Origin of the sequence: Pseudomonas sp. Fl5BN2 (assembly GCF_009908205.1) — a bacterium.
Lineage (GTDB): Bacteria > Pseudomonadota > Gammaproteobacteria > Pseudomonadales > Pseudomonadaceae > Aquipseudomonas.
The window spans coordinates 99,844-121,205 of record NZ_JAAARL010000008.1; the positions used below are offsets into that span (position 1 = coordinate 99,844).

Here is a 21,362-nt window from a genome sequence, read left to right on the forward strand (position 1 = left end):
ATTCCTTTATGCTTTCGTACTTGCCAGGAGATATCCATGCGTATTCCCCACCGTGTCATTGGCGGCGTTCTGGTGACCGCTCTGCTGACCCAACTCACCGCCTGCGGTTCGATCTTCTTTCCCGACCGGCGTGGCCAGATCGACGGCAAGATCGATCCACTAATCGTGGTGCTGGATGCCGTGGGCTTGCTGTTCTATGTGATTCCGGGGCTGATTGCCTTTGGCGTCGACTTCGCCACCGGAGCGATCTACCTGGAGCCGGGCAAGACCGCGCAGATCGCTCCGGAGAAACTCCAGCAGGCCATCGGCGCCGACGGTAAAGTCGACAACCGCAAACTGCAGGTGATTCTTGAGCGTGAACTGGGAGGCAGCTTCCCACTGGATGACCCACGCCTCATCCAACACAAAGGCAGCGTGCAACAACTGGCGCTGTATGGTCTGCAACCTGCAGCCTGATAACCCGGCTCAAGGAAACCGCCGTCGATGATCGGAAACCCGGAACACGCTCGCCTATTGCGCCTGGCCACTCGTGCCTCAGTCACCGTGGCGAGCATCCTGATTGTGACCAAGGCCATTGCCTGGTGGCTCAGCGGCTCGGTGAGCATGTTGGCGGGGCTCACTGACTCGGTGCTCGACGGCTTCACTTCCTTGCTCAACCTGCTGGCGGTGCACTATGCCCTGCGCCCAGCCGATGACGATCACCGTTATGGCCACGGCAAGGCGGAATCCCTGGCGGGCATGGCCCAGGCCCTGTTCATTGCCGGCAGTGCAATCCTGATTGCCTTCCAGGCGAGCGAGCGCCTGAACCATCCAGAACCGGTCGGGGCGCCATGGCTGAGCATCGGCGTGATTGTGCTGTCGCTGGCACTGACGGCAGCGCTGCTGACCCTGCAGCATCGGGTGATCCGCATCACCGGCTCCAATGCGGTGCGAGCCGACTCACTGCACTACCGCTCCGACATGCTGCTCAACGGCAGCATTCTGCTGGCCCTGGTGCTGGCCGCCTTCGGCTGGCACCAAGTGGATGCCTGGTTCGGCCTGGGGATTGCCGTCTATATCCTCTGGAGCGCCATCCAGATTGCCCGGGAGAGTTTCTCGGTGCTGATGGACGAGGAACTGCCAGTGGACGTCAGCCAACACATGCTCGAGCTGGCGTGCAGTGTGCCGGGGGTACTTGGCGCTCATGACCTGCGCACACGGATTTCCGGCAGCCACTGGTTTGTCCAGCTGCATCTGGAATTACCCGGTGATCTGACGCTGTCGGTGGCCCACAGCATCAGCGATCAGGCTGCCGATGCGATCCATCAGGCCTACCCGCGGGCCGAAGTGCTGGTGCACGCCGACCCGCAGGAAGTGGTCAAAGCCGCCAGGGCTCAGTAAGTCACCTGATAGCCCCGCGAGCTCAGACAGTTGCCCTGAGCCTGACGATAGGCCTGGACCACTTCGGGGGCCGGCTGGTAGGACACGTTGGCCGGATCGAAGCCACTCTGCTGTACGGCCCAGCGATAACAGTCGTAGCGATCCTGATCGATCTGCTGCGGCGACTGACCATTGACCGGATAGGCCAGCACATCGTAGCCATTACCGCTCTGCTGCTGGTCCGGTGGTGGCATCCCCTGCGGTGGCTGCACCACCAAGTACTGCTGGGTATCGGCCTCATAGGTGTAGTAGGCCCCAGCAGCGAGGAAGAACAGCGCGCTACCGATCCAGATTTCCCGTGCGTAATCGGGCAGGTAACCGACTCGAATCCCATAGGGTGGATGCACCACCACATAGCGAGTGCCTTGTGGGCGATACCAGTAGCCACCGGAGAAGAAGTAATCCTGGCCACGATAGGGAACACGGTAGTTACGCTCGGGGAAACGATCGATCACATAACCCGGACGGTACTGCGGGCCCGGACCCCAGCCATTGCCATGGCCGTCAGGCCGACCGGGCCAACGATGGTCGTCTGGGCGTAAACCAGGACCACCGGCCTGCCAATGCTGGTTGTAGTCGTTGCGCCGAGGAATGTCCTGATAGTAGCCACGCTGGGGCTCCTGAGTCTGGCGCACGGTGTCGGGCCGGCCCTGGATCGGCAGGCTTGGCGAAGGTTGCGGCTGTTGCTGCGGTGCCGGTCGGCTCTGCTGATTGGCATCGTGCTGGGGGCGATTCTGCCATTGCCCTCCCGGATTCTGCCCATTGTGTTCGAACTGACGGCTGTTCTCGCCACGAATGATTTCATTCTGCGGACGCGGCGGTGCAGGTGCAGGTGCAGGGGCGGGTTGCGGACGATTGGGGACATTCGCTGGATGGCCTTGATTGTGCTCTCCCCGTCCCTCGGAGGGATGCTCTCGCTGCCCGTCGGAAGGCGCTCCCTGCTGGGGAGGTCGTCTCTCGTCCCGATCCTCGGCAAGCGCTTGGGCCGTGACGCTTACGCACAACAAACCAACACCTGCCAAACGCCAGATGCGCGACTTCATGCTATTCCTCACTACGGATTGGGGCCTGTACATAAGACTGAAAAAGCCCGGGACGGTTCTGCTAGAGATTATCAGTCACGAGACTTATTTCGCAGGCAATAAAAAAGGGCGGCCCGTCGGCCACCCTTTGAGATTTTGTCCGTGCTCGACGCTTTTGACGCCGGCTCACCTCACTCCGTCTTCTGGACAGTGTGTAGCCCGGGGGCCGGCTCAACCCTGTGGGGTTGGCGGCCGCGGCAGGCCTGATTCGGCGGGCCGCAGTGGACTCTATGTCCGGGCAGTGATTCTGGTGATAAGAATAGGCCTGGGGCGGCGACAGAGGATTGCGAAGATTGCTTGCAAAAACACCTCTTGCGCAATTTTTAACTCAAGATAGATAATTAACCGCAATAGTTATGACAAAGGCCTGATTGATGAGCAAACTCGACCGCTATGACCTGAGTATTTTGGCGGAACTGCAACGCGACGCCCGCATCTCCAACCAGGAGCTGGCCGAACGTATCGGCCTGTCCCCGTCGCCGTGTTCACGTCGGGTCAAGCAACTGGAGGACGATGGTTACATTTCCCGCCAGGTCGCCTTGCTGGACCGCAAAATGCTCGGCCTGAGCCTGACCGCCTACGTGCTGATCGGCATGGACCGACACACGCCGGAGCGTTTCGAGAACTTCGAAGCGGCGATCCGCAACCTGCCCCAAGTGCTGGAATGCAGCCTGGTAACCGGGGTCGATGCCGACTACCAGCTCAAGGTTGTGGTACCGGACATGGACCACTACCAGAAGCTCCTGCTCGGCCATCTGACCCGTATCGACGGCGTGACCAGCGTACGCTCGAGCTTCGTGCTCAATCAGGTGCTCAATAGCACCGAACTGCCACTGACCCACCTGCGTAACTGAACCCCCTCTCCTGTAGGAGCCGGCTTGCCGGCGAAGAGACGCACAAGCTCTGTGTTGCTCATCAGGGTACTTTCACTGACCAGCCAGTTCCTTGGGCTGTGGCGACGTAACGCACGCAGATCAATGCTTGGCAAGGGTCGCTTGGCGTATACTCGCCCGGCATTTTTTACCCTGCCTGCACTGGAGATGAACGATGGACCCAGCAGTACTCGAAGAGTGGATGATGACCGGCCTGGTCAGCATCCTGATCCTGTTCATGGGCTTCATCGTCTGGGACTTGGCCAAGAAGTCCAAGGCTGGGCGTTTCGGCTCGTTCATCCTGTTCTTCGTGCTGGGCCTGGGCGTGGCCGCCTTCATCATCAAGAGCGTGGTGATTGGCCTGATCGAATCCGGCGCCCTATAAACGCGCCGGAACTTCCTTCCACTGGCCCTGATCCAGACCGTCCAGGGTCCAGTCGCCGATCCTGACCCGCACCAGTCGCAGGGTCGGCAAGCCCACCGCCGCCGTCATGCGCCGCACCTGCCGATTGCGTCCCTCGCGAATCACCAACTCCAGCCAACTGGTGGGTACGCTCTTGCGAAATCGCACCGGCGGGTTGCGTGGCCACAGCTCAGGCTCATCAAGCTGCCGAGCCTGAGCCGGCAAGGTCATGCCGTCATTCAGCTCCACCCCCTCACGCAAACGCTGCAACTGCTCAGCGCTGGGTTCACCTTCGACTTGCACCCAGTAAGTTTTGGCCAGCTTGTGCTTGGGATCGGCGATGCGCGCCTGCAACTGCCCATCATTGGTTAACAACAGCAGCCCTTCGCTGTCGCGGTCCAGGCGACCGGCCGGGTAGACGCCGGGGATCGCAATGAAGTCCTTGAGCGTCGCCCGGCCTTCGCCATCACTGAACTGAGTCAGCACATCGAAGGGTTTGTTGAACAGGATCAGCTTCGGCTCCGCCGGTGGCGCCTTGGCCACGCGCTTGGAGGGAGATGCGGAAAACGGCTTCGCGCCGGGACGACGGGAAGCGGGATGGGACGGACGGGACATGGGAGCCAGGAACATTCAGCGATCAGGACCGACAATGCTAGTGGCCTGATCGCCAAATGACCATGGATTAAACACTTAGCGGAAAGGTGGTTCGTCGAAGCTGCGCAATTTGCGCGAGTGCAGGGAGTTGAGTTCGCTGCGCATCAGGTCCACCGCCTCGATGCCGATCTTCAAGTGCTGGCTGACGGCCCGCTCATAGAAGGCATTGGCGGCGCCCGGCAACTTGATTTCACTGTGCAGGGGCTTGTCCGAAACGCACAGCAAGGTGCCATAGGGTACTCGCAGGCGATAACCCTGGGCAGCGACGGTGCCACTTTCCATGTCCACCGCCACAGCCCGCGACAGGTTGATCAGCGGACGCTCCTCGGCCCAGCGCAACTCCCAGTTACGATCGTCGTAGGTCAGGACCGTACCGGTGCGCAGACGCTTCTTCAGTTGCTCGCCTTTTTCTCCGGTCACGTTGGCCGCCGCCTGCTGCAACGCAAGCTGGACTTCGGCCAACGCCGGGATCGGAATGTTCGGCGGCACCACGCGATCGAGAATGCCATCACGACGCATGTAGGCGTGGGCCAGTACGTAGTCGCCGATAGTCTGCGATTGCCGCAGACCACCACAGTGGCCGATCATCAGCCAGCAGTGGGGACGCAACACCGCCAGGTGATCGGTGATGTTCTTAGCATTGGACGGGCCGACGCCGATGTTCACCAAGGTTACGCCGTGGCCATCGCTGGCCTGCAGGTGATAGGCCGGCATCTGGTAGCGGTGCCAGACCACACCAGCGGCAATCGCTGAGGCTTCACCGTGATCCATGCTCTTTTCAATGATCACGTTGCCGGGCAGGACCATGCGCACGAAGCGCGGATCGCTGCGTAGTTGCTCCAGGCCATGGACGATGAACTGATCAACGTAGCGGTGATAGTTGGTCAGCAGGATCCACGGCTGCACGTGGCGCCAGTCGCTACCGGTGTAGTGCACCAGCCGGCGCAGGGAGAAATCCACTCGTGCAGCATCGAACAGAGCCAACGGCAGCGGGTGAGTATTTTCCCAATCGTAGAGGCCGTCGGCAATGCCGTCGGTGGCAGCCGACAGGTCAGTGCTCGGGAATACCCGGGCCAGGGCGGCGGCGGTCACGCCGGAACCTGCCAGCTCGTCGCCCTGCTCGACAATATAGGGATAAGGGATGTTCTGTTCACTCACGCCCACCTCCACCGTTACGGTGAAGTCGTGCATCAGGGGAACCAGTTGCTCCAGCAGGTAGTTACGAAAAGCCGCGGGATGCGTGACGGTAACGCTGTAGGTGCCCGGCAACTGGACCTTGGCGTAAGCCCGGGTGGTCTGCGGGACTTCACCGTGGCATTGATAAGTCAAGCGCAGTTCGGGGTAGCGGAACAGCGCTCGCTGCTCGGCATCCGGCTCGACCCGATCCTTGAGATAACGCTTGAGTGCCTGACTCAGCGCCGTGGTGGCCCGCTCATGCAAAGCAGCAAGCCGGTCCACGGCTTGCTCGGCGGTTTGAACGACAATAAAAGCTTCGGTCACGATAAGCATCCTGTGTTCTGATCTTGCAGACGTTCATCTTGCCTGCAACGCCGTCCCACGGGAACAGCGGATTCATCAAGGATCAGAAGCCTTGGGGGGTGGATCGAGCGACGATAGCGGCAACATCCAACCCGCGAGGCAAGGTGCCGTAGACCCGTCCGCCCTGGCCACCCAGGCGACTGGCGATAAAGGCGTCGCTGACCAGCGCATTGCCGGCCTCCAGCAGCAGCTTGGCCTGCAGGCCCAGTGCAATGTCCTCGGTCAACTGGCGGGCGCGGTACTGAATGTCGGCGGTGTCTTTGAAGCTGTCTTTCAACGCCACGATATGCGCCGCCAGGCGCAGGTCACCATGACCGTCGCCCAGTTCGGCAAACAAGGCATCCAGCACGCCCGGCTCTTTCGACAGGGCCCGCAATACGTCCAGGCACTGCACATTGCCGGAACCTTCCCAAGTGGAATTCACCGGTGCCTCGCGGTATAGCCGCGGCAGAATACTGTCTTCAACATAACCGGCGCCGCCCATGCATTCGGCGGCCTCGTTGATCATTGCCGGGGCGCGTTTGCAGATCCAGTATTTGCCCACCGCCGTCACCAGCCGGGAGAACTTCGCTTCCTGGGCATCGTCCTGATGATCCAGGGCTCGCCCCATACGCATGCTCAGGGCCAAGGCCGCCTCGCTTTCCAGGGCCAGGTCGGCCAGCACGTTCTGCATCAGCGGCTGCTCGCTGAGCAGACGCCCACCCACCTGCCGATGGGCACAATGATGGCTGGCCTGGCTGAGAGCCTGGCGCATCAGCGAGCTGGAGCCGACCATGCAGTCGAATCGGGTCATGGCCACCATCTCGATGATCGTCGGCACGCCACGCCCCTCCTCACCGATCATCCAGGCCAGGGCACCGCGAAACTCCACCTCGCTGGAAGCATTGGATACGTTGCCGAGCTTGTTCTTCAGGCGCTGGATATAGAACTGGTTGCGAGAGTCATCGGGGCGATGACGGGGCAGGAGGAAGCAGGTCAGGCCCTTTTCGGTCTGGGCCAGGGTCAGGAACGCATCGCACATCGGCGCCGAGCAGAACCATTTGTGCCCCACCAGTTCATACGCCTGCCCCGGCCCAGTAGCCCCTACCGGATAGGCCCGGGTGGTGTTGGCCCGAACATCGGTGCCCCCCTGCTTCTCGGTCATGGCCATGCCGATGGTCAGCCCGGCCTTGTGCTGCATGCCAACGTTGCGCGGGTCGTACTCGGTGGCGAGGATCTTCGGCAACCAGCGTTCGGCAATATCCGGCTGCAGTTTCAACGCTGGCACGCAGGCGAAGGTCATGGTCAGTGGGCAACCACTGCCGGCCTCGGCCTGGCTGTGCAGATAGGTCATGGCGGCGCGGGCCACATGGGCACCCGCTTGCGGATTGGTCCAGGGCAGCGAGGTCAGGCCACCTTCGATGGCCGCCTGCATCAACTGATGATAAGCCGGATGAAACTCCACCAGGTCGATACGGTGCCCAAAACGGTCATGACTGGAAAATACCGGCTTGTTTTGATTGGCCAGGAACCCCGCAGCCATCAATGGCCCCCCCGCCAGTGCGCCATAGGCGTCGACCTGGGATTCGGCCCAGCCGGCATCGAAGCGCCGCATCCACTGTTGCAGCGGCAGGTCGATTCGGTAGAGGTTGGCGCCGTCCAACGCAGGCGGCTGATTGGTGACTTCGTGGGTTTCAGCGAACTGGTGGAGGTTCATTGCGGGGCTCCTTCAGGGTGTGCCAAGACCCCAGTTAAGCACCCGCACTACAACGAACAAAGTGGCATACACGCCTAAATATCGGCGCTTTCGCCCTGCTCGACATAGAGAACACGTTTCGACAGCAGCGCCTGCAACACCTCGAATTTCACCGGTTTGCCGAGATAATCGGCTCCTGCTCCCGCAGTGCCCCCTGACGTTCCGGGAATACAGGCCAACAAGATCGGCAACTGGGCATAACCGGGCATCGCATGAGCCTGAAGGCGAAACGCCTCCAGTTGAGCCGTGGAAATCTCACCATCGACCAGTACCGCACTGACAGGCTCACGTCCCAGTAGTTGCAACGCATCAGTGGAACTGCCGGCGGTGCGCACCCGATAACCCAGCTTGAGCAACATGCCCCGCACCACCAACTGATCAATGTCGTTGTCATCCACCAAGAGCACCGTGCAATCCTGAGGTGCGCGTCGCTGGAGAGCTCCCGGCGACCGCGGAATCGGTTCCTGTGCGTCGAACTCCACCTGCAAGCGGAAACGACTGCCCTGGCCAGGCGTGGACTCATGGGTCAGTTGCCCCCCCAGCAACTCCACCAGCTGCCGACAGATCGCCAGACCGATTCCCAACCCACCATATTCACGCGTCATGGAACCATCGAGCTGGAAGAACCGCTGATAAAGCGTCGCCTCATCCAGATTGACAAAACCTATCCCGCTGTCGATCACCTCAAAAGTCAGACTGACCCGCTCGGCCGAGACCGACCTTGTCACCACCCGCAACACCACTCCACCGGAAGGGGTGAACTTGACGGCGTTATCCAGCAGGCACTCCAGGCAGTGACTGAGCTTGCAGCGATCACCCTGCAAACGGTCGGGCAACCCGGCGCTCAGGTCAATGTGGAAGGACAGGGACTTGGCAGCGGCGCTGGCACCGAACTGGGTCTGCAGCGCGGTCAGCAACGAGCGCAGGCTGAACGGCTGACGCTGAGCGCTGAGCTTGCCGGCCTGCAGCTCGGTCAAGGTGAGAATGCCGTTGACCATGCGCATCATGTCTCGCGCCGAACCCGCCGCCGTCTGCTGGTACTGCTCCAACTCCGGGTCCAGTTCCAAGGTCTGCATCAGTTCCAGAGAACCAATGACACCATTCATCGGTGTACGCAGTTCGTGGGTCAGAGTGGCCAGGAACTCGTCCTTGAGGCGGTTGCTGTGAGCCAATTGCTGGTTCAGCACTTCGAGCTTTTGCCCCGCCTCCAGCAAAGTCTGGGACTGCTGCTCGCGCATCATGTTGATCCGGTCGGCCAGGGCCAAAGACAGCAGCGCCACCTCGATCGCTGAGCCGATCTGGCTGGCGTACATGGTCAGGAACACGTTGGGCAGGTAACCCAGCACCATCAGCGTGTTGATCACCCCTCCGAAGAGAAAGGCCGACCAGGCAATGATGAAATAACGCGCCACCCGTAACCCTCGACACCAGGTCACGATACCGGCCACGTAGATCACCACCGTGAACAACAACGCCAGGGTGGTGGCCAGGCGCAACGCCAGGGCATAGCTGGTCATCAACGACAGAGCCATGACCAGTGCACCGAACACCATCAGCGCCAGCAACACACGGTCAACCCAGGGACTGTGACGGGAAGTCTGTAAAAAACTGCGGGCAAATTGACTGCCAAACAGTCCCGCCGAGCCGATGAAGAATGGCGTCGCGGCATTTGCCCACCAGGGACTGTTCGGCCAGAAGTACTCCACTGCCGCGCCATTCACCGACAGCTGATAAAGGCCAAAGGAGGCGATATAGAAAATGTAGTAGAGGTAGCTGGTGTCGCGCACGCTGAGGTAGATGAACAGGTTGTACACCAGCATCCCCAGCAACACCCCGTAGATCAGCCCCAGCACGTACAACCGCAGGGGTTGGGCTTCCAGATAGGCTGTACTGGACCAGAGACTCACCGGTGCCTGGATCGAGCCTTCGCTGGCCAGCCGCAGGTAGACGGTCTTGTGTTCATGGGGGGAGAAATTCAGGTTGAACAGGTAGTTGTTCTGGCGGATCTGCCGACTGTCGAATGGCAATGCATCGCCGGTACGCGCCGCCAGCCGATAACCACCTACGTCATCAGGGACATACAGGTCCAGGTGGTCCAGCGGCGGATAGGCCAGTTCGAGCAACCAACTGCGCTGCGCTGCCGGATTTGCGGGACGGTAATCGAGGTCGATTTTCAACCAGAACGCCGAACGTGAATAACCGGCATTGAGTGTGTCTTTATCGTGGGGTTTGAAATGCTCAGCCAAAGGCCGCGAACTGACATCGGCGATCGTCGCCTCACCACTCGCATCTTCGAGGACTTGCATCACTCGCCCCAAAGGCAGGCGTTGAGTGAATTCGTCAAACTCGGCGGCGCCAGCCAGCATCGGCAAGCTCAACAGCAACATCAGCAAATAGCGCATAAAGCCCCAGCGTGGCTTGTCCGGTGGTGTCAGGAAGTCCCCCATTTCCTTTGAGTAGACGTAATACCGGCATGACCTGTTATTGATTTGAATGCACTTTAGCATAGCCGCTGATGGCCATTGAGCACCATTGAAAATTTTAGTCTAAAGGCTCTAGAACGGGCCTTTCAGCGCAATCCAGCGAGCTAGAGCTGTTGCCTCGGTCAAGATAATTGTCGAGAGGAAAGCAACACTCGCCACTCCACGCCGGGCGCCGCGAAAAAAAGCGTTTGGTGGTAAGCTCGCCGCCCATGAATATCTACAGCTCTCGCCCCGTTGTCCTCTGTCTCTCCGGCCACGACCCCAGTGGTGGCGCCGGCCTGCAGGCAGATATCGAAGCCCTGCTGGCTCAGGGTTGTCACGCAGCTCCGGCTGTCACCGCCCTGACCGTGCAGGACACGGTCAACGTCAGCGATTTCCGCGTCCTGGATCGCGAGTGGGTATTGGCCCAGGCCAATGCCGTGCTCAACGATTCCACGGTTGCCGCGGTCAAGCTGGGCATGCTCGGCTCGCTGGAAATGGTCGACACCGTGGTCGAGTTGCTCCAGGCACACCCGCACCTACCGTTGGTCTGCGACCCGGTGCTGCGCGCCGGCGGCGGCGGTCGACTGGGCAAGGATGAAGTGGGTTACGCCATGCGCGAACGCCTGCTGCCCCTGGCCACCATTGCCACCCCCAACCTTCCTGAAGCCCGAATTCTTGCGGAACTGCCTGAAGGCAGCGCCGACCAATGCGCCGAAAAACTCTTGCCGTTCGTCAAGCACTTGCTGATCACCGGCGGCCACGGTGATGAACACCAAGTACACAATCGCCTTTACAGCCGTGATGGCCTGCGCGAAACCTACACCTGCCAGCGTCTACCGGGCAGCTACCACGGCTCCGGCTGTACCCTGGCAAGCGCCTTGGCCGGCCGCCTGGCTCAAGGTGAACACCTGGCCAGCGCGGTGAAGTCAGCCCTCGATTACACCTGGCGCACCCTGCGCGATGCCGAGCAACTGGGCCGTGGTCAGTTCGTCCCGCGCCGCTTGCCATTGGATTTCTGCTCGTAATGTCATGAGGTCCACTTAATGAAACTACGTGGTCTATACGCCATCACCGACAGCCAACTGTTGGCCGGCAAGTTTCTGAAGTATGTGGAGGCGGCGCTGGAAGGCGGCGTCACCCTGTTGCAGTACCGCGATAAAAGCGACGACCAGGCTCGCCGCCTGCGGGAAGCCGAAACCCTGCTCAACCTATGCGAGCGCTACAAGACTCGGCTGATCATCAACGATGATGCCGAGTTGGCCGCGCGCATCGGTGCCGGCGTACACCTGGGCCAGACCGACGGCCCCCTGACTCCGGCGCGAGCCCTGCTGGGACGCCAGGCGATCATCGGCGCCACCTGCCATAGCCAGTTGTCGCTGGCCGAGCAGGCGGCGAAGGAAGGCGCCAGCTATGTCGCTTTCGGCCGTTTCTTCAACTCCACGACCAAGCCCGGCGCGCCCACCGCCACCCTTGAGTTACTGGACCAGGCTCGGGCCAGCCTGCACTTGCCGATCTGCGTGATCGGCGGCATCACCCTGGACAACGCCGCCCCCCTGGTCAGCCACGGTGCCGACCTGCTGGCGGTGGTCCACGGCCTGTTCGGGGCCCAGAGCACCGCAGAAGTGACTCGCCGCGCCCGTGCCTTCAACGCCTTGTTCGATCTTTGAATAGCCACCTGCTGATTTTTTGAGAGCCCAATCATGTCTCGTTCCGAAACTCTATTTGCCAATGCTCAGAAACACATCCCCGGCGGCGTCAATTCGCCGGTCAGGGCCTTCAAGAGCGTGGGCGGCACCCCGCTGTTCTTCAAGCATGCAGAAGGTGCCTACGTGACTGACGAAGACGACAAGCGCTATGTCGACTATGTCGGTTCCTGGGGGCCGATGATCCTCGGCCACAGCCATCCGGACGTGCTGGATGCGGTGCGCAAGCAGCTTGAGCATGGCCTTTCCTACGGCGCGCCGACCGCCATGGAAACCGAAATGGCCGACCTGGTGTGCTCCATCGTGCCGTCCATGGAAATGGTGCGCATGGTCAGCTCCGGAACTGAAGCCACCATGAGCGCCATTCGACTGGCCCGTGGTTTCACTGGCCGCGACAGCATCATCAAGTTTGAAGGTTGCTATCACGGCCACTCCGATAGCCTGCTGGTCAAGGCCGGCTCCGGTGCTCTGACTCAAGGCGTCCCGAGCTCCGCCGGAGTGCCCGCGGCCTTCGCCAGACACACCCTGACCCTGCCCTTCAACGACATCGCCGCAGTGGAAAAAATGCTCGCCGAAGTCGGCCAGGAAGTGGCCTGCATCATCGTCGAGCCTGTGGCCGGCAACATGAACTGTGTACCACCAGCTCCAGGTTTCCTCGAAGGCTTGCGTCGCTTGTGCGACCAGCACGGCGTGGTGCTGATCTTCGACGAAGTGATGACTGGTTTCCGCGTGGCCCTCGGCGGCGCCCAGGCTCACTACGGCGTAACTCCGGACCTGTCCACTTTTGGCAAGATCATTGGTGGCGGCATGCCAGTGGGCTGCTTCGGCGGCAAACGCAAGATCATGGAACATATCGCGCCACTGGGCCCGGTCTATCAAGCTGGCACTTTGTCCGGCAACCCGCTGGCCATGGCAGCGGGCCTGACCACCCTGCGCCTGATCAGCCGCCCGGGCTTTCACGCCGAACTGAGCGACTACACCAGCCGACTACTGGAAGGCCTGCAGCAACGCGCTGACGCGGCAGGAATTCCGTTTGTCACTACTCAGGCAGGCGGCATGTTCGGCCTGTACTTCAGCAGCGCCGACGATATCGTCACCTTCGACGACGTGATGTCCAGCGACGCCAACCTGTTCAAGCGCTTCTTCCACTTGATGCTGGAAGGTGGCGTATACCTGGCACCTAGCGCCTTCGAGGCCGGCTTCACTTCCATCGCCCACGGCGAGACTGAATTGCAGCTGACCCTGGATGCCGCAGAGCGCGCGTTTGCCGCTTTGAAGTAAGCACTGTCCGACTGGCGGGGTAATCAACCGCGCCAGTCGTGCTCTTTACTCAAGTTTTTCTACCCTCAAACCAGGAAATGCGGGCTAATCCTACGGATATAGCGCCCACGCAGCAGAAAAACGAGTAAAGACTTTGTAAGGTTGGCCCTGCTTATTTCATAATGCGCGCTTATTGGAACCCTCGCCGGGTTCGCGCGCCCCTCAGAGGTAAGTCGATTCCCATGAACCGCACCGGCCGCGCCCTGACATTGGGCTGCCTGTTGCTCCTTCAGCCCCTGCTCGCGCACGCACAAGCAGGCGGCAACTCGTTGTTGATCCCAGCGCTGGGTCGCTGCACCCTCGATCCTCAGGCACAAGACCAGGCCGAGTCACTCGCGGCCTGCCAGAAAGCGGCTGATGAAGGGGATGCTGAGGCGCAATACGAGTTGGGTGAGTTCTACTACGAAGGCAAAGGTACCGCGCGCGACCTCAATCAGGCCCTGAGCTATTTCGAAAAGGCCTCGTTGCAAGGCCATGCCCAGGCGCAATTCAAACTCGGCACCATGTTCTTCCACGGTGAAGGCGTGCCAGCCAATAACGTTCAGGCTTATATCGTGCTGAAGATGGCTGCGGTCAACGGTGCTGAAGACGCTCTGGACACCGCCGACGAAGTCGCCGAGCACATGCAGCGCGACGAACTGGAAGTCGCTACCCAGGTGCTGGGACAGATTTTCCGTAAATACCTGATGGAACTGCAGAGTGCAGACGGGCGCTCGCCCTTTTCTCCCCTGCCATAACCGACCCTGCAGGGTTCGCTGGTAATGCCAGCACCTACAAGAAAGCGCCAGCCAGGCTTATTTCTCAGGCATCGGCATCGGGAACGGCATGACGTTGCTCACGCCACGCGCTTCGCTGATCTTCGGCGTCCCCAAACGCTCCACCTCATCGATGCGTACAATCGAATGCATCGGCACAAAGCTGCGCACCACGCCTTCGAACTGGGCCTTGAGCTTTTCTTCGCTCGGATCGACGACCACTTGCGTGCGCTCGCCAAAGACGAACTCTTCCACTTCCAGAAAGCCCCACAGATCACTTTGATAGATCTGCTTGGCGTACATTTCGAACACCTGGCCCTGGTTGAGGAAAATCACCTTGTAGATTGGAGCTTCACGTTTGGTCATGGTGGGCGGGTAACACATCGGGAGATAAAAATAGGGCGCGAACTATAGCATAGCTACCTGATGCACAGCGCTAGGAACCTGCGGGCATGGCCCCTATAATGCGCGGTTCTTTGAATCACTTGATGACCCCGTCCATGGCCAAGAAGCTTTACATCGAAACCCACGGTTGCCAGATGAACGAGTACGACAGCTCGCGCATGGTGGATCTGCTGGGTGAACATCAGGCCTTGGAAGTCACCGCTCGCGCCGAAGACGCGGACGTCATCCTGCTCAACACCTGTTCAATACGTGAACGAGCCCAGGACCGGGTGTACTCCCAACTGGGACGCTGGCGCGAACTGAAGCAGGCCAATCCGGAAATGGTGATTGCCGTCGGTGGTTGCGTGGCCAGCCAGGAAGGCGCGGCGATCCGTGACCGTGCCCCTTACGTCGATGTGGTATTTGGCCCGCAGACCCTGCACCGCCTGCCGGAAATGATCGACGCCGCGCGCGTCACCAAACTGCCGCAAGTGGACGTTTCGTTCCCGGAAATCGAAAAATTCGACCACCTGCCAGAGCCTCGTATCGATGGCCCGAGTGCATACGTATCGGTCATGGAAGGCTGCAGCAAGTACTGCACCTTCTGCGTAGTGCCCTACACCCGCGGCGAAGAGGTCAGCCGGCCGTTTGACGACGTGATCGCCGAGATCATCCACCTGGCGGAAAACGGCGTCCGTGAAGTCACCCTGCTGGGCCAGAACGTCAATGGCTACCGCGGCCAGACCCACGATGGGCGCATGGCCGACCTGGCCGAACTGATCCGCGTGGTCGCCGCCGTCGACGGTATCGAACGGATTCGCTACACCACCTCGCACCCACTGGAGTTCTCCGACAGCCTGATCCAGGCCCATGCCGAAGTACCCGAACTGGTGAAGCACCTGCACCTGCCGGTGCAGTCGGGCTCCGACCGCATCCTGGCGGCGATGAAACGTAACCACACCGCCCTGGAATACAAGTCCAAGCTGCGCAAACTGCGAGCCGCGGTACCTGGGATCTGCATCAGCTCGGACTTCATCGTTGGCTTCCCAGGGGAAACGGAGAAAGACTTCCAGCAGACCATGAAGCTGATCGAAGATGTCGGTTTCGACTTTTCCTACTCCTTTGTCTACAGCCAGCGCCCAGGAACCCCGGCCGCCGACCTGACCGATGACACTTCGGAAGCGCTGAAGAAGGAACGCCTGAACGCCCTGCAACATCGCCTGAACCAGCAGGGCTTCGAAATCAGCCGACAAATGGTGGGCTCCATCCAGCGTATCCTGGTCACCGACTATTCCAAGAAAGACCCAGGTGAATTGCAGGGGCGAACCGAGAACAACCGAATCGTCAACTTTCGCTGCGACAATCCCACACTGATTGGCCAGTTCGCCGACGTGCACATCGACTCGGCACAGCCTCACTCGCTGCGCGGCTCGTTGCTATCGTGAGAGCAGGTTGACGTAGAGGCTGGGCTGGCCGGCGAAGGGCCTCGCAAGATCGCCTTCAGCGGCCAGCCTGCGGCAACAGAACAAGCACCAACAGCCATTGCTCCGCATAAGAGCTTTCGCACCCAGGCCACTGGCGTTATCCTTGAATTCATCTTAATTGCCGTTGGGCGGCTAAAAAACAACCTTGAACGCACCCATAGAACCTCATCGCTTCATCCTCGAGCCCTTTGAGGCTCGCCGCTTCGCCAATCTGTGCGGGCAATTCGACGAGCATTTGCGCTTGATCGAGCAGCGCCTGACTATCGAGATCCGCAACCGCGGCAATCAATTCGAATTGATCGGCGAACTCAAGCACACCACCTCTGCGGAAAATCTCCTGCGCCGTCTCTATCGGGAAACCAAGGGCACCGAGCTGTCGCCGGACCTGGTGCACCTGTTCCTCCAGGAGTCTGCCGTGGAGCAGCTGGAAAATCCTTCAGTGGCCGACGCCGCCGTAGCCCTGCGCACCAAGAAGGGCATGATTCGCCCTCGCGGCTTGAATCAGCAGCGCTATGTCAAAGAGATTCTCAGCAACGACATCAATTTCGGCATTGGCCCGGCCGGTACCGGAAAAACCTACCTGGCCGTAGCCTGCGCCGTGGATGCCCTGGAGCGCGAACAGGTGCGCCGCATCCTGTTGGTGCGTCCAGCAGTAGAGGCAGGCGAGAAGCTCGGCTTCCTGCCTGGCGACCTGGCACAGAAGATCGACCCGTACCTGCGCCCCCTGTATGACGCGCTGTACGAAATGCTCGGCTTCGAATATGTGGCCAAATTGATCGAGCGCCAAGTCATCGAGATCGCGCCCCTGGCCTACATGCGCGGCCGGACGCTGAACAACAGCTTCATCATTCTCGACGAAAGCCAGAACACCACCGTGGAACAGATGAAAATGTTCCTCACCCGGATCGGTTTCGGCTCCACTGCGGTGATCACCGGCGACATCACCCAGGTTGACCTGCCCAAGGGCACCAAGTCGGGCCTGGGCCAGGTGATCAACGTACTCAAGGATGTACCTGGTATTAGCTTCACGCACTTCATGCCCAAGGATGTGGTTCGCCACCCGCTGGTGCAACGCATCGTCGAAGCCTACGAGCGCTTCGAGCTGCAGGCCGATGACGAGGCCGCCAAGGCTTCTGCCAACAGGGGCAATCGTCACGATGCTTGAGCTTGACCTGCAGCGCGCCAGCCAACAGCCGGCCCCCAGCGATGAACAATTCCGCCAGTGGTGCGAGCTGGCCCTGCGCCAGCGCACAGCTGATTCGGAGTTGACCATCCGCCTGGTGGACGAGGACGAAGGCCGCGAGCTGAACCACACCTGGCGCCACAAAGATTACGCCACCAATGTGCTGTCATTTCCTGCGGACGTGCCGGATGAGCTGCTGGATATCCCACTGCTGGGAGACCTGGTGATCTGCATTCCCGTGGTCGAGCGCGAAGCGGCCGAACAAGGCAAGGAACTTCAGGCCCACTGGGCCCATCTGGTGATTCACGGCTGCTTGCATCTGTTGGGCTACGACCATATAGATGACGACGAAGCCGAAGAAATGGAAGCACTGGAACGAACGTTGCTTGCAGAACTGGGTCATCCAGACCCGTATGCAGACGACGAAAGCTGATCAACAACCACCTGTAACAACCAAGGATTCAGAGCAATCGCTATGAGCGAAGATCGATCGAGCAACGGGCAAAAGTCATGGCTGGGCAAACTGACCCAGGCTTTTGCCCATGAGCCGAAAAACCGTCAGGAGCTGCTGGAGCTGCTGCGCGAAGCCCATCAGAACAAGTTGCTGGACAGCGAAGCGCTGGCCATCGTCGAAGGCGCCATCCAGGTCGCTGACCTGCAAGTCCGGGACATCATGGTTCCGCGCTCGCAGATGATCAGCATCAAGGCGACCCAGACCCCACGGGAGTTCCTGCCCGCGGTCATCGATTCGGCGCACTCGCGCTACCCGGTGATCGGCGAAAGCCATGACGACGTGATGGGCGTCCTGCTGGCCAAGGATCTGCTGCCGCTGATCCTCAAGGAGAACGGCGACAGCTTCAACATCAAGGACCTGCTGCGCCCGGCGACTTTCGTCCCCGAGTCCAAGCGCCTGAACGTGTTGTTGCGCGAGTTCCGCGCCAATCACAACCATATGGCCATCGTCATCGACGAATACGGCGGAGTGGCGGGCCTGGTGACCATCGAGGACGTGCTGGAGCAGATTGTCGGCGACATCGAGGACGAGCACGACGTTGAGGAAGACAGCTACATCAAGCCTCTGCCCAGCGGCGACTTTTTGATCAAGGCGCTGACGCCGATCGAAAACTTCAACGAGTTTTTCGACAGCCATTTCTCCGATGACGAATTCGATACCGTCGGCGGCCTGGTAATGAGCGCCTTTGGCCACTTGCCAAAACGCAACGAAATCACCGAAATCGGCCCCTATCGCTTCCGCGTTCTCAACGCCGACAGCCGGCGGATTCACTTGCTGCGCCTGACCCCCATCGCCCGTTGAGGACCGGGGTCATCAGCCCTCTCCCGCACAGGATTATCGTTTTGAGGCCACCCACTCGGCCTCAGGCGATAAACCTCGGGGGCGAACTGAAGGTACGACGCTGCGTGACTCGACGCTCATCTGAAACACCCCAACCCATCTCCTCGCGCCTTGCCCGGCACGAAACAGGAAAGAGCTGATGAAACGCCTCTTGCAGCGCTCAACCCGACCCGGCTGGCCCGGCAACCTGCTGGCCGTTGCAGCCGGCGCCATCACGACCCTGGCCTTGGCTCCTTACAACATCTGGCTCTTGGCATTGCTGGCGGTAGGCCTGTTCTATGCCGGCCTGCGTGAGCTGACCCCTCGTCAGGCCCTGGGCCGTGGCTGGTGCTTCGGTTTCGGCCTGTTCGGTGCCGGTACCAGTTGGATCTACGTCAGCATCCACACCTATGGCGGTGCTTCGGCGCTGCTCGCCAGCCTGCTGATGCTGGCCTTCATTGCTGCCATCGCCTGGTTTTTTGCCTTGCCCGCCTGGCTTTGGGCTCGCTGGCTGCGCCGCAACGAAGCACCGCTGGCCGACGCGCTGGCGTTTGCTGCTCTATGGGTGGGCCAGGAAGCATTTCGCGGCTGGTTCCTCACCGGCTTCCCCTGGTTGTATTCCGGCTACAGTCAACTTGACGGCCCCTTGGCCGGGCTCGCACCAGTGGGCGGCATCTGGCTTATCTCCTTCTCCTTGGCCATGACCGCCGCGCTGCTTTACAACCTGCCACGCCTGATCAAGGCCGGACGCAAGGGCTTTATCGTTGCCGGCCTATTGCTGCTGGCTGCCCCTTGGGGAGTGGGCCTGGCACTGAAAGACCACGCCTGGACCAGCCCTGCAGGAGAGCCTCTTTCGGTCGCTGCCATTCAGGGCAATATCGAACAAAGCATGAAATGGGACCCAGCGGAGCTCAACGCTCAGCTGGCCCTGTACCGCGACATGAGTTTCAGCAGCAAGCGTGTGGACTTGCTGGTCTGGCCGGAAACCGCAGTCCCGGTGCTCAAGGAGTCCGCCGAGGGCTACCTGACGATGATGGGCAACTTCGCCGCTGATCGCCATTCCGCCTTGATTACCGGGGTTCCGGTACGCCAGTTGGTACACCATGAGAAACGTTACTTCAACGGCATCACCGTGACCGGCGAAGGTGACGGCACTTACCTGAAACAGAAACTGGTGCCCTTTGGCGAGTACGTGCCCCTGCAGGAGCTGCTGCGCGGGCTGATCGACTTCTTCAACCTGCCAATGTCGGACTTTGCCCGCGGCCCCGCCGATCAACCGCTGTTGCAGGCCAAGGGCTATCAGATCGCACCGTTCATTTGCTACGAAGTGGTCTACCCCGAATTCGCCGCCAGCCTCTCAGCCCGCAGCGACCTGCTACTGACCATCAGCAACGACACCTGGTTCGGCACCTCCATCGGCCCTCTTCAGCATTTGCAGATGGCACAGATGCGAGCCCTGGAAGCCGGGCGCTGGATGATCCGCGCCACCAACAATGGCGTCACCGGCCTGATCGACCCGTTCGGCAGGATCACCGTGCAGATCCCACAATTCGAGCGAGGCATTCTGTATGGCGAAGTGGTGCCCATGCATAACCTGACACCTTACTTGCAATGGCGCTCATGGCCACTGACGGTGCTGTGCTTGCTGCTGTTTGGCTGGGCACTGCTCGCCAGCCGCATTGCCAAGACCGTCTAAAAGCCTTCGTCGGCAAGCACGTTCCTGCAGGAGTGCGCTTGCCGGCGATCAGCGATAGAACAACCGATACCCCAACTGACCCACCGCCTCGTTCAACAACTGGCCGCTCTGCCAGATCGACTTGAACTCCGGCATCCAGCCTCCCAGCGGGCGGGCATTGTCCACCCCAAGAAATCCGACCGGCGCTGGCACCACGACAAACCCCGCATGCTCGAAACTCCAGACGGAACGGGGCATGTGCCAGGCTTGGGTGACTACCACCACACGCTTGATTCCCAGAGGCTGCAACACTTCAGCACTGAACTGTGCGTTCTCCCAAGTGGTGCGACTGCGACCCTCCTGCCAGCGCACCGCGACACCAAAGTCACTGAGCAGCGACTCGGCCATCAGCGCCGCCTCGGTAGGCGGCGTGCCGTAGTGCAAACCACCACTGGTCAATAGCGGCAGACCGGAGGCTTTGGCCAGTCGGGCAGCATAGCGCTCGCGCTCCAGCCCAACGCCTGTGGGCTGATCAAAGCCCCAGGCAGGATCGCCCCGCTCGCGGCCAGAGCCCAAAACCACAATCGCATCCGCCTGCTCAGCCAGGCTTGCCCATTGGCTTTGCGACAAAGGCGGTACCCGTTCGAGCCCGCGAGCACCCCACTCCACCATCACCGGCAGGCTCATCAACCAGAAACCACCCAGCCCGAGCGCGAAACACCAGCCCGCCAGCCGCGGCCTGGAACGACGCAGGCCCCAGGCAAGCAGAAGCAACAGCAAGAGAATGCCGGGAGGCAGCAACAATTGTTTGATGAAATAGCGAAAAGGCATCGAGCATCTCCAAAAGATGCCCGAAGCCTAAAGGGAACACCCACCCACTAACAACCAATGCCAAACACTTTGCCTTCGAGGCCCTCGGCAACGACCTCACTCACCCTGGAAAGGGTCCAGAAAGTTACTTGAATTGCTGGGATCGGACTTTTACCGAACCCCTGACGGGCGCCTGATCCTTCAGCCATATGATCTTGGCTGAGCGAGGCATTTCCTGGTGTTGCAGACTGCCCAATACACTGACCTGCAGCTCACGCTGACTTTGGGCCAGGTAGGCCCTGATCAATTCAAGCTCAGCGCAACTCAAACCCCGCAGCTCCAACTCGACAGCTCGCTCGTTGCGCAGTCGATCTGCGGTTTTTGCCGCATCCAGGGCTAGAGCCAGTCGATTCAGCAGCCTTTCATACACCTCCGGTTCTGTTACTTTTTGCTGCGACTCAAGCATCCGTTCACCTCATCGAAGATAAGACTCACTCCCCTTTTTGAGCTTAGTCGGGCAGTTGAATGCGTCGCGCCGCCGCGACC

Annotated in this window: 21 protein-coding genes; 13 read left to right on the plus strand and 8 right to left on the minus strand. The window is 60.5% G+C overall.

Translation table 11 applies throughout. The features are described 5' to 3' along the window. Nucleotides 1-36: 36 nt before the first annotated feature. On the plus strand, nt 37-456 hold the full coding sequence (locus GV819_RS13085) for a polyribonucleotide nucleotidyltransferase (protein WP_161756505.1): 420 nt from the start codon (nt 37-39) through the stop codon (nt 454-456). 27 nt (nt 457-483) lie between these two features. Beyond that, a complete protein-coding gene (locus GV819_RS13090; RefSeq protein ID WP_161756506.1) occupies nt 484-1,380 on the plus strand; it encodes a cation diffusion facilitator family transporter in 897 nt (298 codons plus the stop codon). Here GV819_RS13090 and GV819_RS13095 read toward each other — a convergent pair. Continuing rightward, entirely contained in the window at nt 1,374-2,462 is a 1,089-nt protein-coding gene (locus GV819_RS13095) for a DUF6515 family protein (protein WP_161756507.1), read from the minus strand. The genes GV819_RS13090 and GV819_RS13095 overlap by 7 nt on opposite strands. Before the next feature lie 413 nt (nt 2,463-2,875). Between GV819_RS13095 and GV819_RS13100 the strand changes: the two genes are divergently transcribed. Together GV819_RS13100 and GV819_RS13105 are read left to right on the plus strand one after the other, a co-directional pair. Continuing rightward, nucleotides 2,876-3,355: an Lrp/AsnC family transcriptional regulator gene (locus GV819_RS13100; RefSeq protein ID WP_161756508.1), complete on the plus strand. Its 480-nt coding sequence runs from the start codon at nt 2,876-2,878 to the stop codon at nt 3,353-3,355. A gap of 193 nt (nt 3,356-3,548) precedes the next feature. Then, entirely contained in the window at nt 3,549-3,758 is a 210-nt protein-coding gene (locus GV819_RS13105) for a DUF2788 domain-containing protein (protein WP_161756509.1), read from the plus strand. Here the strand turns inward: GV819_RS13105 and GV819_RS13110 are convergent. The 4 genes from GV819_RS13110 to GV819_RS13125 all read right to left on the minus strand — a co-directional run bounded on the left by GV819_RS13110 (nt 3,753) and on the right by GV819_RS13125 (nt 10,106). Further along, nucleotides 3,753-4,319 (minus strand): pseudouridine synthase, encoded by a 567-nt coding sequence (locus tag GV819_RS13110; RefSeq protein WP_368668895.1) that lies wholly within the window; start codon nt 4,317-4,319, stop codon nt 3,753-3,755. The genes GV819_RS13105 and GV819_RS13110 overlap by 6 nt on opposite strands. Before the next feature lie 147 nt (nt 4,320-4,466). Next, nucleotides 4,467-5,939, minus strand: coding sequence for an AMP nucleosidase (amn, locus tag GV819_RS13115; protein WP_178124864.1), 1,473 nt, complete (start codon nt 5,937-5,939; stop codon nt 4,467-4,469). A 73-nt stretch (nt 5,940-6,012) separates the two neighbouring features. Beyond that, nucleotides 6,013-7,665 carry an acyl-CoA dehydrogenase family protein gene (locus GV819_RS13120; protein ID WP_161756512.1) on the minus strand — a complete coding sequence of 551 codons (1,653 nt, stop codon included), beginning with the start codon at nt 7,663-7,665 and terminating at the stop codon, nt 6,013-6,015. Nucleotides 7,666-7,739: 74 nt separating this feature from the next. Further along, the gene (locus GV819_RS13125; RefSeq protein WP_161756640.1) at nt 7,740-10,106 is read right to left on the minus strand and encodes a hybrid sensor histidine kinase/response regulator; all 2,367 of its coding nucleotides are present in this window, start codon (nt 10,104-10,106) and stop codon (nt 7,740-7,742) included. A 290-nt stretch (nt 10,107-10,396) separates the two neighbouring features. Between GV819_RS13125 and GV819_RS13130 the strand changes: the two genes are divergently transcribed. The 4 genes from GV819_RS13130 (at nt 10,397) to GV819_RS13145 (ending at nt 13,929) form a co-directional block, all read left to right on the plus strand. Further along, nucleotides 10,397-11,194, plus strand: a complete 798-nt coding sequence (locus tag GV819_RS13130; protein ID WP_161756513.1) for a hydroxymethylpyrimidine/phosphomethylpyrimidine kinase — start codon at nt 10,397-10,399, stop codon at nt 11,192-11,194. A gap of 18 nt (nt 11,195-11,212) precedes the next feature. After that, nucleotides 11,213-11,836, plus strand: a complete 624-nt coding sequence (gene thiE / locus GV819_RS13135) for a thiamine phosphate synthase (protein WP_161756514.1) — start codon at nt 11,213-11,215, stop codon at nt 11,834-11,836. 33 nt (nt 11,837-11,869) lie between these two features. After that, nucleotides 11,870-13,153: a glutamate-1-semialdehyde 2,1-aminomutase gene (hemL, locus tag GV819_RS13140; protein WP_161756515.1), complete on the plus strand. Its 1,284-nt coding sequence runs from the start codon at nt 11,870-11,872 to the stop codon at nt 13,151-13,153. Between the two features lie 221 nt (nt 13,154-13,374). Continuing rightward, the gene (locus GV819_RS13145) at nt 13,375-13,929 is read left to right on the plus strand and encodes a tetratricopeptide repeat protein (RefSeq protein ID WP_161756516.1); all 555 of its coding nucleotides are present in this window, start codon (nt 13,375-13,377) and stop codon (nt 13,927-13,929) included. A gap of 57 nt (nt 13,930-13,986) precedes the next feature. Here the strand turns inward: GV819_RS13145 and GV819_RS13150 are convergent, their stop codons facing one another. Next, entirely contained in the window at nt 13,987-14,313 is a 327-nt protein-coding gene (locus GV819_RS13150; RefSeq protein ID WP_007927079.1) for a DUF1820 family protein, read from the minus strand. 134 nt (nt 14,314-14,447) lie between these two features. On the opposite strand from GV819_RS13150, the gene miaB reads away from it, so the two are divergent. The 5 genes from miaB (at nt 14,448) to lnt (ending at nt 20,027) form a co-directional block, all read left to right on the plus strand. Beyond that, on the plus strand, nt 14,448-15,776 hold the full coding sequence (miaB, locus tag GV819_RS13155; protein WP_178125994.1) for a tRNA (N6-isopentenyl adenosine(37)-C2)-methylthiotransferase MiaB: 1,329 nt from the start codon (nt 14,448-14,450) through the stop codon (nt 15,774-15,776). A gap of 184 nt (nt 15,777-15,960) precedes the next feature. Then, on the plus strand, nt 15,961-16,980 hold the full coding sequence (locus GV819_RS13160) for a PhoH family protein (protein ID WP_161756518.1): 1,020 nt from the start codon (nt 15,961-15,963) through the stop codon (nt 16,978-16,980). Beyond that, complete coding sequence (gene ybeY / locus GV819_RS13165; protein WP_161756519.1) at nt 16,973-17,431, plus strand: rRNA maturation RNase YbeY; 459 nt, start codon at nt 16,973-16,975, stop codon at nt 17,429-17,431. Before GV819_RS13160 ends, ybeY begins: the two co-directional genes overlap by 8 nt. Before the next feature lie 42 nt (nt 17,432-17,473). After that, nucleotides 17,474-18,313, plus strand: a complete 840-nt coding sequence (locus GV819_RS13170; RefSeq protein WP_161756520.1) for an HlyC/CorC family transporter — start codon at nt 17,474-17,476, stop codon at nt 18,311-18,313. A 190-nt stretch (nt 18,314-18,503) separates the two neighbouring features. Further along, the gene (lnt, locus tag GV819_RS13175; RefSeq protein WP_161756641.1) at nt 18,504-20,027 is read left to right on the plus strand and encodes an apolipoprotein N-acyltransferase; all 1,524 of its coding nucleotides are present in this window, start codon (nt 18,504-18,506) and stop codon (nt 20,025-20,027) included. A 48-nt stretch (nt 20,028-20,075) separates the two neighbouring features. Here the strand turns inward: lnt and GV819_RS13180 are convergent, their stop codons facing one another. Beyond that, nucleotides 20,076-20,837 (minus strand): YdcF family protein, encoded by a 762-nt coding sequence (locus tag GV819_RS13180; RefSeq protein ID WP_161756521.1) that lies wholly within the window; start codon nt 20,835-20,837, stop codon nt 20,076-20,078. 124 nt (nt 20,838-20,961) lie between these two features. Next, nucleotides 20,962-21,282: a hypothetical protein gene (locus GV819_RS13185; RefSeq protein WP_161756522.1), complete on the minus strand. Its 321-nt coding sequence runs from the start codon at nt 21,280-21,282 to the stop codon at nt 20,962-20,964. Between the last annotated feature and the right edge of the window lie 80 nt (nt 21,283-21,362).